General features: G+C 45.5%; 13 protein-coding genes. 4 read left to right on the top strand and 9 right to left on the bottom strand.

The window, feature by feature from the left end; genetic code table 11:
- Positions 1 to 34: 34 nt before the first annotated feature.
- A complete protein-coding gene (fadR, locus tag PL85_RS00835; RefSeq protein WP_010319711.1) occupies positions 35 to 874 on the bottom strand; it encodes a fatty acid metabolism transcriptional regulator FadR in 840 nt (279 codons plus the stop codon).
- A 655-nt stretch (positions 875 to 1,529) separates the two neighbouring features.
- On the opposite strand from fadR, the gene nhaB reads away from it, so the two are divergent.
- A complete protein-coding gene (gene nhaB / locus PL85_RS00830; protein ID WP_013856514.1) occupies positions 1,530 to 3,119 on the top strand; it encodes a Na(+)/H(+) antiporter NhaB in 1,590 nt (529 codons plus the stop codon).
- 75 nt (positions 3,120 to 3,194) lie between these two features.
- Complete coding sequence (gene dsbB / locus PL85_RS00825; RefSeq protein WP_115339116.1) at positions 3,195 to 3,734, top strand: disulfide bond formation protein DsbB; 540 nt, start codon at positions 3,195 to 3,197, stop codon at positions 3,732 to 3,734.
- Between the two features lie 61 nt (positions 3,735 to 3,795).
- Here the strand turns inward: dsbB and bioD are convergent, their stop codons facing one another.
- From bioD to bioB, 4 genes are read right to left on the bottom strand one after another with little or no spacing between them, the layout of a single operon-like run.
- Positions 3,796 to 4,482, bottom strand: coding sequence for a dethiobiotin synthase (gene bioD / locus PL85_RS00820; protein ID WP_038148451.1), 687 nt, complete (start codon positions 4,480 to 4,482; stop codon positions 3,796 to 3,798).
- On the bottom strand, positions 4,479 to 5,282 hold the full coding sequence (gene bioC, locus PL85_RS00815; protein ID WP_019282068.1) for a malonyl-ACP O-methyltransferase BioC: 804 nt from the start codon (positions 5,280 to 5,282) through the stop codon (positions 4,479 to 4,481). Before bioC ends, bioD begins: the two co-directional genes overlap by 4 nt.
- 2 nt (positions 5,283 to 5,284) lie before the next feature.
- Positions 5,285 to 6,448, bottom strand: a complete 1,164-nt coding sequence (gene bioF, locus PL85_RS00810) for an 8-amino-7-oxononanoate synthase (protein WP_019282069.1) — start codon at positions 6,446 to 6,448, stop codon at positions 5,285 to 5,287.
- A complete protein-coding gene (gene bioB / locus PL85_RS00805; protein ID WP_013856509.1) occupies positions 6,420 to 7,472 on the bottom strand; it encodes a biotin synthase BioB in 1,053 nt (350 codons plus the stop codon). Before bioB ends, bioF begins: the two co-directional genes overlap by 29 nt.
- A 134-nt stretch (positions 7,473 to 7,606) precedes the next feature.
- Between bioB and bioA the strand changes: the two genes are divergently transcribed.
- A complete protein-coding gene (bioA, locus tag PL85_RS00800) occupies positions 7,607 to 8,896 on the top strand; it encodes an adenosylmethionine--8-amino-7-oxononanoate transaminase (protein ID WP_029388197.1) in 1,290 nt (429 codons plus the stop codon).
- A 79-nt stretch (positions 8,897 to 8,975) separates the two neighbouring features.
- On the opposite strand, the gene serS is transcribed toward bioA, so the two are convergent.
- The 4 genes from serS to PL85_RS00780 all read right to left on the bottom strand — a co-directional run bounded on the left by serS (position 8,976) and on the right by PL85_RS00780 (position 13,233).
- Positions 8,976 to 10,283, bottom strand: coding sequence for a serine--tRNA ligase (gene serS, locus PL85_RS00795; RefSeq protein WP_115339117.1), 1,308 nt, complete (start codon positions 10,281 to 10,283; stop codon positions 8,976 to 8,978).
- A 102-nt stretch (positions 10,284 to 10,385) separates the two neighbouring features.
- Entirely contained in the window at positions 10,386 to 11,735 is a 1,350-nt protein-coding gene (locus PL85_RS00790; protein WP_026028684.1) for a replication-associated recombination protein A, read from the bottom strand.
- Positions 11,736 to 11,783: 48 nt separating this feature from the next.
- Positions 11,784 to 12,386 carry an outer membrane lipoprotein chaperone LolA gene (gene lolA, locus PL85_RS00785; RefSeq protein ID WP_026027187.1) on the bottom strand — a complete coding sequence of 201 codons (603 nt, stop codon included), beginning with the start codon at positions 12,384 to 12,386 and terminating at the stop codon, positions 11,784 to 11,786.
- Positions 12,387 to 12,576: 190 nt separating this feature from the next.
- Entirely contained in the window at positions 12,577 to 13,233 is a 657-nt protein-coding gene (locus PL85_RS00780) for a YecA family protein (RefSeq protein WP_088728968.1), read from the bottom strand.
- Positions 13,234 to 13,295: 62 nt separating this feature from the next.
- On the opposite strand from PL85_RS00780, the gene dusC reads away from it, so the two are divergent.
- Entirely contained in the window at positions 13,296 to 14,252 is a 957-nt protein-coding gene (gene dusC, locus PL85_RS00775; RefSeq protein WP_088729330.1) for a tRNA dihydrouridine(16) synthase DusC, read from the top strand.
- The last annotated feature ends 33 nt before the right edge of the window (positions 14,253 to 14,285 follow it).

Raw genomic sequence — 14,285 nt, 5'->3', positions numbered from 1 at the left:
TCATACGGGCTTTTTTTACAGTAAAACGAATTTTCTAATGATCATCTTCTGTAAAATTTGTCGGTAACGTTGTTTTCATTTGATTCCATATGTGAGCGCTGTCAATACCGTAATGACGGATCACAATCGGCAACTGCTCACGATTGCCACTTTCACATACTGCTAATAATTCACGGTAAAACTGCAAGGCTAACTCGCGTGCTTCTGGATTAGAGAAATAATAGCTGCCAACTCGGTCATATAATTTCTTTAGCCCATTAAAAATCAAACCATAAATTTGATTTCCTGAGTGAAACGCTAAACGCTGAAATAACATGTAATCGTAAAAATTAAAGGTTTTCGCAATCAATATTTGCTGACGTTTATATTCGTCTTTTTCACCATCATCTTTAATATGCTGTTGGATTTTCTGTGCATAAGGAGATAACTCCATAAAAGAATCCCAAGATTTGGCACTTAATAGTGCTTCACAGCTTTCGATAACATTAGTAATAGTGCGCTCGGCAGGCTCTTTGTTCACTTTAAATGCATAACGCATAAATATGGGGCTAATATTTGTCCGAGCCGCAAGTAAATCTTCCACAATACTGGTGGCATTTTCAGCATCGAGCGTCATTAGTGTATCTAATATGTGTAAACCGGAAGTTTCCATAAATTGGTTTACTTTCGTTGGTTTACCATGCTGTATAGTCAACCAACCATCACGGGCTAAGCGTTGTAATACTTCTCGAAGCGTTGTACGTGTTACACCAATTAATTCTGAAAGTTCGCGCTCTGCAGGTAAGATAGAACCCGGTGCAAAGCGACCATTCCAAATGCTCTCAATTATGTATTTTTCAGCAAAACCTGCTGGGCTTTTTGCCTTAATGACCATTAAGTACTTATCCAGTTTTCTATTTATTTGGGTCGAATGGGACTCATCATACCACTAGTTGAACGTTATCGGAAACAAACCATCCGCGAAGTTATCACAAACAAAATAGAGCTTAAACTCTAATTTAATCATCTTGTTTATGAACAATACCGAGTCAATGAAATGGTAATTTTTAGCAGTTCTTCAAAAGGAAGAACTCATAAGAGTAGAAAAAATAAAGAGATATAACTCACATTAATAAACTTAAAATAATCAATTTAAGCTTGCAAAATTCGCTCTTTTTAGTCATTTAGATGCCTATTACCTTAACTCCACTTCAAAATACGGCTCGGCGTGAATTTTTCGCAACTCTTATGCTATGCTTACCCAACTTTGATCGCGTTTTTGACCAAAATATCGGTAAGTGTTTTATCAATAACCTGATTATTATTGACTAAAAAAGCTTGCGGAGTAGAGTGACGGTCGAAGTAAGGATTGCTTGTCTCACTCAAGGAGTGTCTTGGTAAAACCATAATCCCTAAACGGTTTGTTGTTTCGCTAGAACATTGCCGATAGATACTGTTTTCGTGTTTAACACGTTCTATTTGGCCACTTCACATAATGAATTAAAGATAAGCTGACAGCGTCTATCATCTCAACAGTAAGAGAACTACCCATGCCGATGTCCCTCGGAAGCGCTTTTCTCAAGAACTTTCTTGGTAAAGCCCCTGACTGGTACAAAGTTGCCATTATTGCTTTTCTCATTATCAACCCGATTGTTTTCTTTTTGGTCGACCCATTTATTGCTGGTTGGCTACTTGTGGTTGAATTCATTTTCACCCTAGCGATGGCGCTTAAATGCTATCCCCTGCAACCTGGTGGCTTACTGGCTATCGAAGCTATCGCCATTGGGATGACCAGTGCAGAGCAAGTAAAACATGAGCTTGTGAATAACATCGAAGTTCTGCTGCTACTGGTGTTTATGGTGGCTGGTATCTATTTCATGAAACAGCTATTGCTGTTCATCTTCACCAAAATACTACTTGGTATTCGTTCAAAAGCGATGCTTTCGGTCGCCTTTTGCATTACAGCTGCTTTCCTGTCTGCATTTTTGGATGCTTTAACAGTTATCGCTGTGGTCATCAGTGTCGCCGTCGGGTTTTACTCGATTTATCACAAAGTGGCATCGGGACAAGGGACAAGCTCCGCTCATGACCATACTCAAGATGAGCATATCTCAGAACTAACACGTGATGACCTAGAAAACTATCGTGCGTTTTTGCGCTCACTACTGATGCATGCTGGCGTAGGTACCGCTTTAGGCGGGGTGATGACCATGGTTGGTGAACCACAAAACCTGATCATCGCCGATCAAGCAGGTTGGTTTTTTGGCGAGTTTATCATCCGTATGTCTCCGGTAACCGTACCTGTTTTTCTCTGTGGTATTTTGACCTGTGTGTTAGTTGAAAAGCTGAAGCTATTTGGTTACGGCGCAGAATTACCCGCTAACGTTCGTCAAATTCTGGTCGATTTTGACACGGCTGAGCGCAAAAATCGAACCAATCAAGACGTCGCAAAACTTTGGATCCAAGGCGCTATTGCTGTCTGGCTGATTGTTGGATTGGCACTGCACTTAGCGGCAGTGGGATTGATTGGTCTTTCAGTTATTATTTTGGCGACAGCATTTACTGGTGTGATAGAAGAACATTCGCTAGGCAAAGCATTTGAAGAAGCCCTACCCTTTACGGCGCTGCTGGCGGTATTCTTCTCCATCGTAGCCGTAATTATCGATCAACAACTCTTTAAACCAGTTATCGATGCTGTGTTGAATGTTGAAGATAAAGGGGCTCAGCTTGCTCTCTTCTATGTGGCTAACGGGCTTTTGTCGATGGTTTCGGATAACGTTTTCGTTGGCACTGTCTATATTAATGAAGTCAAAACAGCGCTATTAGAAGGTGTTATCACGCGTGACCAATTCGATTTATTGGCTGTCGCGATTAACACAGGTACGAACTTACCGTCAGTAGCAACACCAAACGGTCAAGCCGCTTTCTTATTCTTATTAACATCAGCACTTGCACCATTGATCCGCCTTTCTTATGGCAAAATGGTCATCATGGCTCTGCCTTACACGATTGTATTGGCATTAGTTGGCCTGTTTGGCATTGTCTTCTTAGTTGAACCCATGACTGCGCATTTTTATGACTTAGGGTGGATTACGCACCATTCAGCCAAAGCAGTTCAAGCCATCTCTGCCGGGCATTAAAATATTCGGTTGATAATGAAACTTATCTAAGTTAAAAAGCTCTGAACTATCAGGGCTTTTTATTCTTTACAGGTATTGAATGTGACTTTTTTTTCTACTCTGAAACTGTTCTCTCAATCGAGAAAATCTTGGTTTTTATTACTTCTTTTTGTGGTTTTTTTTGAGGCTTGTGCGCTTTTTTTTCAGCACATCATGATGCTCGCGCCGTGTGTGATGTGCATTTATGAACGTGTGGCGATGCTAGGAATTGGCGGAGCAGCTCTGCTTGGCTTAATCGCACCCAATAATCCGATTGTTCGTTGGATTGGACTCGTTACTTGGGGAGCCAGTGCTTATAAAGGTTTGACCTTAGCTATGCAACATGTGGATTACCAATTCAACCCTTCTCCTTTTGCCACTTGTGATTTATTTGTCACTTTCCCCAGCTGGGCACCACTCAATCAATGGGCACCTTGGATGTTCGAAGCTAACGGTGACTGTTCGAAAGTGGTATGGCAATTTTTAACGCTTTCCATGCCACAGTGGCTAGTGGTCATCTATGCTGCTAACTTGCTGGTGCTCGCTTTTGTTGTTTTAGCTCAGTTCGCGAAAACCCCCGTCAATAAGCTGCGGTAATAACCTGCTTGATCAAAAAAGGCATCTCGCTAAGAGATGCCTTTGGGCTGATTCACATCGCTTACTCTGACGCAAGCAGCGGATCAACATTAATATACTTACCAATTTGTTGCCGTTTTACCGTTGGCACATAGGGTATTTCACCAAGCTTAGGCGCTGGAATGCGCGATTCCAACATTGCAATAATTTCAGCGTAATGCTCAGTTCCGGGGTTCACTCGGTTGGCTACCCAGCCAACAATCTTCAACCCGTCGGCGATAATACTTTCCGCTGTTAAAATTGCATGGCTTAAGCAACCTAGTTTAATCCCTACCACTAATACCACTGGTAGTTGTTCTTGTTTAACCCAAGTAGACAAGCAGTCCGTATCGGAGATCGGAACGCGCCAACCACCAGCACCTTCGATCAACACAATGTCAGCGTTCGCTTTATGCTTAGCTAATTTGCTACTGAGCACGCCATAATCAATCTCGACGTGTTCATGTTTTGCGGCGATATGTGGTGATGTAGGGAGCGCTAAAGAATATGGATTCACATCACCATAGGGCATCTCTTTGGTTGCCGCTTTCATCAGATGTAACGCATCTGAGTTGCGTAAGCCAAATTCCGTTTTTTCGCTACCAGCGGCAACGGGTTTGTAGCCAATAGTCACCAAATCCTTGGCGGCTAATGCTTGTAGAATCGCTTTTGAAGCGACCGTTTTTCCAACGTCGGTGTCCGTACCCGCAATAAAAAATGCATCAATCATCGATGTATAACCCCTAAACAAACCTGATAAGTTGCAGGTAGAAGACCTTGATGGTTTTGAAATGCTTGGTATGCCTGCTCAATTTGCAGTAGAGCCTTGCGGCTTGTTAACCCTTGTGAGCGTCCACTTACGTGATTTGCACCAATTCCTTTAAGATCTCTCATCAAGGAAAAAGCTTTGTCATACCAAACTGTGATCGAAGGCAAGTCTAGTTGATGGTGGTAACCGTGAGATTGCGCTAACGCAATTTTTACCTGATTGAGTGTGATGAAATCATTGACGTGTTGATGTGTATCAATTTTTGTCCACGCTTGTTTCAGTTCAAACAGCGAACCGTCCAATAATGTCGAAAAATAAGCCATCCCTTGTGGTTTCAATACGCGGTGAATTTGTCGCAGTGGTAGAACAAGGTCATCACACCACTGCAGCGCTAAGCTAGAAAAAACGTAATCAAAAGAGGCGTTGGCGAAAGGAAGCGCCTCAGCATCGGCTTGATAGTAGGTGACGCCAACATCACCACAACGTATTTTAGCTTGTACTAGCATCTCACTGGAGAGGTCAGCACATACCACATACGCCCCTCTACGCCGCAGTTGCTCTGAAAAATAGCCCGTACCACAACCAAGATCGAGCACTCTTTTCCCTACTAGACTGTGCGGCATTTTGTCCAATAAACGGTGTCCTACGTCACGTTGAAAAGCGGCATGTACATCATAATGCTTTGCCGCGCGGCTAAAAGAATGGGCAATGGCGGCTTTGTCATGCAGCGCATTTATCTCTATCGCATGAGTTTGTGACATATTCAGCTCTCCTCTAGCGCACGTTGCAGTTGTGTGGTTAGTTGATCTATGTCAGCAATAGTGTGGTTGGCGGTTAGAGTGATACGCAATCGGGCGCGGCCTTGAGCCACCGTTGGTGGGCGAATCGCGGTCAACCAACACCCGTGATGTCGCAATTGTTCGGCGATATTCAATGCTGTTTGCGCCTCACCAACAAGGTAGGGTTTGATTGGCGTTAGCGTTTCAACATAACCATCGAAACCTTGCATGGATTCAGCGTAATAAGCTTGCAGCTCAGTTAGTTTTTCTCTGCGCCAAGACTGCTGAGTGACCATTGAAATAGCATGAGTTACTGCATAAGCTTGCGCTGGCGGCATGGCTGTAGAATAGACGTGGTGACGAGCAAACTGCGTAAGAAAGTCACCCACCTCTTGATTGCATAAGATAGCTGCACCCGATAACCCCAAGGCTTTGCCAAAGGTCACCACTAAGAGCTGTGGTTTTATTCCTGCCGCACTGCAACTGCCTGCCCCACCCTCGCCCAACACACCGATGCCGTGTGCATCATCGACTGCCAACCACGCTTCACCTTGCAGTGCATCCGTGATTTCGCACAGCGGTGCACAATCACCATCCATGCTAAAGACCCCTTCAGTCACCACTAACGTATGACTATCGCTGTTAAGCTGTTGCTTAAGATGAGTGACATCGTTGTGCCGAAAACGCTTCATACTGGCTGCGCAAAGCATTCCTGCTTCCATCAAAGAGGCGTGGTTAAGTTTATCTTGCAGTAGCAAATCGTCTTTATTGAGCAGGCTAAACAGCAGTGCCTGATTAGCACTAAAACCCGAGCCAAACAAAATGGCTCGCTCATAACCTAGCCACTCACACAAGTTAGATTCAAGGTTGCGATGGGCTGAGCTAAAGCCTGTGACCAAAGGAGATGCGCCACTACCGCAACCATACATACTCAGCCCTTGCTGCCAAGCGGCAATCAATTCTGAGTCATGTGCAAGGCCAAGGTAATCGTTACTGGAAAAGTTAAGATACTGGCGGCCATCTTTGCACAATCGAACCTGGTTGCCTCCCTCAAGCTCGATAAGAGAACGAGAAAGCCCAAGATCGTGACGAGCACTGAGCGCCGCTGAAATACGTGAATTAAACGCTGGCATCGTAGAAAAGATCATCTTTAGTAGGACGAGCTGCCACCCGTTTTACGACACGTTCAAGCAGCTCACTTTCTGCAACTTCATCCGGTTTTTGGCTCACTTGTTGGCTATTGATACCCAGTTTTTTAAATAACTGCATATCGCTATCTTCATCAGGATTAGGAGTCGTTAGCAACTTGCAACCGTAGAAAATGGAGTTTGCACCTGCCATAAAGCACAGCGCTTGCATCTGCTCATTCATATTTTCACGTCCAGCCGATAAACGCACCGCCGATTGTGGCATCATGATCCGAGCAACAGCAATCAGACGAATAAAATCAAACGCTTCGACATCTTCGGCTTGCTCTAACGGTGTGCCTTTCACTTTGACCAGCATATTAATCGGTACACTTTCAGGATGGGTTGGTAAGTTCGCTAATTCCACCAACAGGCCAGCGCGGTCATTAGCGCTCTCTCCCATACCGATAATTCCCCCAGAGCAGATCTTCATTCCTGCATCGCGCACGTGCGATAAGGTATCAAGGCGATCTTGATAGGTTCGAGTGGTGATAATGTTGCCATAGTATTCAGGTGAGGTATCTAGGTTGTGGTTATAGTAATCAAGCCCTGCACTGGCCAACTCACTTGCTTGATCAGGCGTTAGCATGCCCAACGTCATACACGTTTCCAAGCCCATCTCTTTCACGCCACTGATCATCTCTTTCAAGAGAGGCATATCACGCGCTTTCGGGTTTTTCCACGCCGCTCCCATACAAAAGCGGGTCGAGCCAGAGCGCTTCGCTTTTTGCGCCGCGTCTAACACCCGCTCGACTTCCATCAACCGTTCTTTATCAACATCAGTCCGGTAATGCGCACTCTGCGGGCAATATTTACAATCTTCAGGACACGCCCCCGTCTTAATAGAAAGTAACGTACTGACCTGAACATAATTTTTGGGATGGTATTGACGATGTACTTGCTGCGCTTCAAACAGTAGATCCATAAACGGCTTTTCGACCAGTGCGTTCACCTCAGCAACGGTCCAGTTATGACGAACTTCCACATCTCTTCCTTATTCAGTTTTATTATTTTGTTGCTTGGCTAGTCTACTGACAAGCGATAAACTGTCAACAAACAAAGAAAACATAAGTTTACGTTTGATTGATCTTTAAACAAACCCAGCAATATGGACTGATCATGGATTTACTTTTCGACCGCCAACATATCTGGCATCCCTACACTTCAACGCTGACGCCATTGACTTGTTATCCCGTCACTCACGCTCAAGGTGTCCATCTTTATTTGGAAGATGGGCGACGCTTGATTGATGGAATGTCCTCTTGGTGGGCAACTATTCATGGTTATAACCATCCACACCTTAATTACGCTGCGCATCAGCAAATTGATAAAATGTCACACGTGATGTTTGGCGGTATCACACATCAACCCGCCATTACGCTTTGTAAAAAATTACTGGCATTAGCGCCAAGCAATCTTGAGCACGTATTTTTAGCCGATTCTGGCTCTGTCGCCGTGGAGGTCAGCTTAAAAATGGCGCTGCAATACTGGCATGCAAAAGGTCAACCACGAGCGAAATTTCTCACCTTACGTCATGGCTATCACGGCGATACGTTTGCCGCAATGTCAGTCACTGACCCAGATAACTCGATGCATTCGCTCTACAAAGGTTTTTTGCCGCAGCATATTTTTGCCGATTCGCCAACTTGCGGTTTTTGGGATGAGTGGGATGAACGCGATCTCGATGATTTTCGAGAGAAAATAATGCACGCTCATCAAGAGCTTGCGGCGGTAATTTTAGAACCAATTGTGCAGGGTGCTGGCGGTATGCGTATCTATCATCCTCAGTTTTTAAAAGGCGTGCGTGCACTTTGCGATCAATATGGTTTGCTAATGATTGCCGATGAGATTGCAACTGGGTTTGGCCGTACTGGAAAGCTCTTCGCCTGTGAGCACTCTAATATCGCACCTGATATTTTATGTGTCGGCAAGGCCTTAACGGGTGGCTATATGACGCTTTCGGCCACACTGGCGACCAAGCAAGTCGCCGATACGGTTTGTGCTGGCGAAGCGGGCTGCTTTATGCATGGGCCAACCTTTATGGCTAATCCATTGGCGTGCGCCGTCGCCTGCGCTAGCTTAGAGCTCATCGAACAGGGCGATTGGCAACAGCAAACCCAGCGTATTGAAGCGCAATTTGCTCATTTACTGCCCATGCTTAACCGTTTTGAGATGGTAAAAGAGACGCGCTGGCTGGGCGCTATCGGCGTGATTGAAACGCATCGCCCTGTCAATATGGAAGTCATTCAAGCGCTATTTGTTGAGCAAGGGGTCTGGATCCGTCCTTTTGGCTGTTTAATCTATGTGATGCCACCGTTTATTAGCCAAGTAGATGACATTGAAAAACTGATCAACGCTGTAGCGGTGGCATTGCAAAATTCGCAATGCTTTCAAATCGATGGGGCTTAAATAGAACCGACATAGAATATTGATGCATAAAAAAACCGACTCGCAAGTCGGTTTTTTTACTGTGTTTAACGCATCATGATTAACCGATATGCGTTGCGCCACCCATGTATGGTTGCAGTACGCTAGGAACGGCAATACGGCCATCGGCTTGTTGGTTGTTTTCCAAAATGGCTACCATAGTACGACCCACAGCAAGGCCTGAACCGTTCAGCGTGTGTACAAGCTCAGGTTTATTGCCGCCTTTGCGACGGAAACGGGCTTGCATACGACGTGCTTGGAAATCCCACATGTTTGAGCAAGAGGAGATCTCACGGTATGTGCCTTGCGCAGGAACCCACACTTCTAGATCGTAAGTTTTGCGAGAGCCAAAGCCCATGTCACCTGCACACAACACCACTTTACGGTACGGCAGTTCAAGCAATTTCAGCACTTTTTCCGCATGACCAGTTAACTCTTCCAGCACCGCCATTGAATCTTCTGGGCGCGTAATCTGAACCAATTCGACTTTATCAAATTGGTGCATACGGATAAGACCACGTGTATCGCGACCATACGATCCCGCCTCAGAACGGAAACAAGGTGTATGAGCCGTCATTTTAAGTGGCAGATCGGCTTCGTCAGAAATGGTGTCACGCACCAAGTTCGTTACCGGTACTTCAGCCGTTGGGATAAGAGACAGTTTACGTGGCTCTTCATCATTCACTTTTTCAGTTAGTGGCTCAGTATGGAATAGGTCTTGACCAAATTTAGGTAGCTGACCAGTACCAAACAGGCTGTCAGCGTTGACAAGATAAGGGACATACATTTCTGTATAACCATGTTCTTGTGTGTGCAAGTCCAGCATGAACTGAGCAATCGCACGGTGTAGGCGAGCAAATTGGCCTTTCATCACGATAAAGCGAGCGCCAGTAATTTTAGTCGCACTAGCAAAATCTAAACCACCGGCCATTTCGCCAAGATCAACGTGATCTCTGAGCTCAAAATCGTAAGTTTTAGGTTCGCCCCAACGAGAAACTTCTACGTTGTCATTTTCATCTTTACCGTCAGGAACCGATTCATCTGGTACGTTGGGTACAGACATAGTAATCGCATCCAATTGTGCTTGGATGTCATTCAACTGCGCTTTTTTCGCGTCTAAGTCACTGCCTAGAGAGCCGATTTGTAGCTTGACTGCTTCTGCGCCCGCTTTGTCGCCGGCGGCCATTTTTTGGCCAATTTCTTTGGAGATGGAGTTGCGCGAGGATTGTAAATTTTCAACTTCTACTTGAATGGACTTACGTTGTTCTTCAAGTTGACGAATTGTCTCAACGTCGAGTTTGAAACCGCGACGCGCTAATTTTGCAGCTGTTTCATCCAGCTCAGTGCGAAGTAATTTAGAATCCAGCATTGCTAATCCTATGCTTTTAGTTATGAAAAACGCGTCTGCATCCCTTTCTAATAAGAGCGACGCGTAGAGAAAATTGAACCCGACAAAGATAACGAAAAGAGACTATTTTTCATAGCGCTTTTGTGGGCTTTTTGCATCTAAACTAGCCAAGTAATCTAACTTTTCACCAATTTTGGTTTCTAACCCTCGATTTGTTGGCTGGTAGTAGCGTGTATCGCTCATTTCAGGCGGCAAATAACTTTCGCCAGCCGCGTAAGCTCCCGGTTCATCGTGGGCATAGCGATATTGTGCTCCATAACCAAGATCTTTCATCAAACTGGTTGGTGCATTACGCAAATGAGGCGGCACCTCATACTCTGGCAAATTATGCGCATCAGCTAAGGCTTGCTTCCACGCGCTATACACGGCATTACTTTTGGGCGCGCACGCTAAATAGACAATCGCTTGTGCAATAGCACGTTCACCTTCCGCAGGACCAACGCGGGTAAAACAGTCCCAAGCGGCGAGCGCCACCTGCATGCCTCTTGGGTCGGCGTTGCCGACATCTTCCGAAGCTATCGCCAATAAACGGCGAGCGATATAAAGTGGATCGCAGCCTGCTGCGATCATTCTGGCCGACCAATACAGCGCCGCATCGGGGTTGGAACCTCGAATCGATTTATGCACCGCAGAGATAAGGTCGTACCAAATATCGCCTTTATTATCAAAGCGCGACACTTTTTCGCCTGCCACTTCGGCCAACAGTTTGAGCGTAATGAGCTTTTCACCTTGCGCATTCTCTTCGGCCATGTCGTACAGCAGCTCAAGATAATTGAGTGACATGCGCGCATCACCATTGACCAATTCAGCCAAACGTTCGAGCACGTTATCCATAAACTGCGCTGCAACTTTACCTAAACCGCGATCGGCATCGTTGATTGCTTGATTGAGCGCCAGCAAAATTTCATCGCTAGCCAGCGAGGTTAATTTGTACACCCGAGCACGAGATAGCAAAGCGTTGTTGAGCTCAAAAGAGGGATTCTCTGTCGTGGCACCAATGAAAGTCACAGTGCCATCTTCAATGTGTGGCAAAAAGGCATCTTGTTGAGATTTATTAAAACGATGCACTTCGTCTACAAACAAAATAGTACGTCGACCCGCCATTTTATTTTCGCGTGCTTTTTCAATGGCAGCACGGATCTCTTTAACGCCAGAAGTCACCGCAGAAACACGTTCAACCTCTGCATTGGCGTAATTCGCCGCCACTTCAGCCAAGGTCGTTTTACCCGTACCGGGCGGCCCCCACAAGATCATCGAATGAATATGACCGGCCTCTAATGCACGCCGCAAGGGTTTACCCACGCCTAAAATGTGCTGCTGGCCAATATACTGCTCAACCGTCTGAGGGCGCATTCTCGCGGCCAACGGACGGAAATCTTCATCACCCGAAAAATCTAAACTGTAGTTACCCACACTGCTGTAGTTACCCACACTATAATTACTCACGCCTTAGTCCCTATCTCAATTACGTTGATCATCAACCTCGACACCTTGCGGGATCTGGAACGTGAAACGCGCTTTAGCGGCCGGTGTTAGTTGTACATCGCTAAACGTAAACAGACTCTTCTGCCCATCTTGTTCAATCACGTTAAAACCTTTCACGATCCCTTTCTCATCAATCGCTATCTGAAACTGCCCTTGGTTTGAATCTACCGCGGTTGGCGTTAGGGTGAAATCATCACCGTTTTGTGCAACCTTGTAGTGATCCCAATCACTGGCGCGATTACGAGTCAGCAACACAAAAGGAGTTTGTTCCGTCGCTTGTTCTTGATTATAAATACTCACTTGTTCGATAAATGGGCTGTAATACCACAAGGTTTTACCATCAGACACCAGTAAGTTTTCATCAGGAGCGGTCGTTTGCCAACGGAAAAGGCTTGGCCGAACAATATCAACTTTCCCCTGACCTTCCATCACAATATCACCTTCAGGGCTGATCACTTGCTGGGCAAAGGTAGCGCTAAAACCAGCGTTCAGCGCGAGGCGTTGGCTCAACTCCTCTTTTGGCGCAGCCAAAACAGCGACAGAAAAACTACACAGCAACAGGGCTAACACTCTTTTCATGATTACCACACTCCATGGATAACAATTTTTTGTCTATAACGTTTTCTATAACGTTTATTGATAAGGCCCTCTTCTCTTAAGAAGCGTTCGCTTATCAGAACAACTTATTTATCAGAATAACTCGTTTATAAGGGCTTATTTGCTTGGGTTTGTCAGCGTTTTGTTGAGATTAAACCTCAGGCGGCGTACTTTACTGGCCACAGCACTGTTTGAATTTTTTGCCACTGGCGCACGGACAAGGATCATTGCGTCCAATCTCTTTAAATGGGTTAACCCGCTGCGTTTTCATGCCGAGCATTAATTCATCAGCCATTAACGCGACTTCTGTGATCATGACATCCAACTGCTCAGCAAAATCACTCAAACTGGGTGGTGTTGCAAAACCCGCTTCGCTCATCTGCTGCTGTGTTTGTGTTTCATCGATGGCTAACATGAAGGTGGTCAACAAAGCTTGTAGCATGCGCAGGCTACCATCACCAATTTGAGTCTCTAACCATTGCGGTTCAACGACTGGCCAGATGCTCATAAACCCTTCAGCAAAATCAGCCCACTGAGTCGCATTATCTAGCAAGGCTAACGCCGAATATTCGCTACGTTTGAGCAAGTTATATTGCAGATTAATTTGCGCCATCACCGCTGGTTCAAGTGCTTTGACTTGCTCCCCCACTAAAGGTTCTAACCAAGTTGTGGGTTCTAACGGCTTAGTGGCGAAATTGGATGCCAAAATAGCCCCTTCAAAAAAATGAGCGGATTGAGGAGCTGATTGAGGAAGAGAGAGCAATGAGTAGGTCATGAAAATCTGTACAGTTAAAATGGTTGACCAGGGATTATATACCAACTCTTGCATTTAGTGACTTTTGATTCGGTAACCACTACAATCTCGCCTCGAATTTTTAAGGCGAAATGATGATGCGTGTAATTTTGGGCCCAATGGAGGGTGTGCTAGACCACTTGATGCGTGAACTGCTCACCCAGATGAATGATTACGATCTGTGCGTGACTGAATTTGTGCGTGTCGTTGACCAATTATTGCCTGACCACGTTTTTTATCGCCTTTGTCCTGAACTGAAAACAGGCTCAAAAACACAAGCAGGTGTTCCCGTGCACGTTCAACTGCTCGGCCAAGAGCCACATTGGATGGCAGAAAATGCCGCACGAGTTGCTGAATTAGGCGCGCACGGCATTGACTTGAATTTTGGTTGCCCAGCGAAAACGGTCAACAAACACAAAGGCGGTGCGGCGCTGTTACAACATCCGGAATTGATTTATCAAGTGGTAAAATCATGCCGAGATGCGGTCCCGAAAGCGATCCCTGTTTCGGCTAAAATTCGCTTAGGTTGGGAAGACCCTAACGACTGCTTTGAAATTGTCGATGCGATTGAACAAGCTGGAGCAAACGAGCTCACAGTTCATGCCCGAACAAAAGCGGGCGGTTATCGCGCCAGTGAAATTAAGTGGGATTACATTAATCAGATACGCCAGAAGACGTCTCTGCCTCTGATCGCTAATGGCGAAATTTGGAACTATGACGATGGTCAAGCCTGTATTAAAGCAACGGGCGTAGAGTCATTGATGGTTTGTCGAGGCGCATTCAACGTTCCCAATTTAGGCAATGTGGTGAAACATAACCATAAAGTGATGCCTTGGCATGAAGTGGTTGATCTGCTCCTGCGCTATTCGCAATTTGAAATTAGAGGCGATAAAGGCTTTTACTATCCCAACCGAGTCAAGCAATGGTTTACCTACTTGCGTCAAGAATATCCTCAAGCTAACGAGCTATTTCGCGAAATCAGGACCTTCACCAAATCGGAACCTATTGTGGAGCACATTCAGCGTTACCGTGATCGGTTACAAAACAACTTGTAATGCGTTTTCTTCAGGCTTTCTCAACATCACGCC

Origin of the sequence: Vibrio anguillarum (assembly GCF_001989995.2) — a bacterium.
Taxonomy (GTDB): Bacteria; Pseudomonadota; Gammaproteobacteria; order Enterobacterales; family Vibrionaceae; genus Vibrio; species Vibrio anguillarum.
The sequence above is the reverse complement of the archived record's forward strand: the minus strand, read 5'-3'. Positions and strand labels throughout refer to the sequence as shown.

What these genes read in the sequence shown, in the direction of transcription:
- fadR (WP_010319711.1), bottom strand. Translation starts at nt 874, where the DNA reads ATGGTCATTAAGGCAAAAAGCCCAGCAGGTTTTGCTGAAAAATACATA.
- nhaB (WP_013856514.1), top strand. Translation starts at nt 1,530, where the DNA reads ATGCCGATGTCCCTCGGAAGCGCTTTTCTCAAGAACTTTCTTGGTAAA.
- bioD (WP_038148451.1), bottom strand. Translation starts at nt 4,482, where the DNA reads ATGATTGATGCATTTTTTATTGCGGGTACGGACACCGACGTTGGAAAA.
- bioC (WP_019282068.1), bottom strand. Translation starts at nt 5,282, where the DNA reads ATGTCACAAACTCATGCGATAGAGATAAATGCGCTGCATGACAAAGCC.
- bioF (WP_019282069.1), bottom strand. Translation starts at nt 6,448, where the DNA reads ATGATCTTTTCTACGATGCCAGCGTTTAATTCACGTATTTCAGCGGCG.
- bioA (WP_029388197.1), top strand. Translation starts at nt 7,607, where the DNA reads ATGGATTTACTTTTCGACCGCCAACATATCTGGCATCCCTACACTTCA.
- serS (WP_115339117.1), bottom strand. Translation starts at nt 10,283, where the DNA reads ATGCTGGATTCTAAATTACTTCGCACTGAGCTGGATGAAACAGCTGCA.
- lolA (WP_026027187.1), bottom strand. Translation starts at nt 12,386, where the DNA reads ATGAAAAGAGTGTTAGCCCTGTTGCTGTGTAGTTTTTCTGTCGCTGTT.
- PL85_RS00780 (WP_088728968.1), bottom strand. Translation starts at nt 13,233, where the DNA reads ATGCAAGAGTTGGTATATAATCCCTGGTCAACCATTTTAACTGTACAG.
- dusC (WP_088729330.1), top strand. Translation starts at nt 13,296, where the DNA reads ATGCGTGTAATTTTGGGCCCAATGGAGGGTGTGCTAGACCACTTGATG.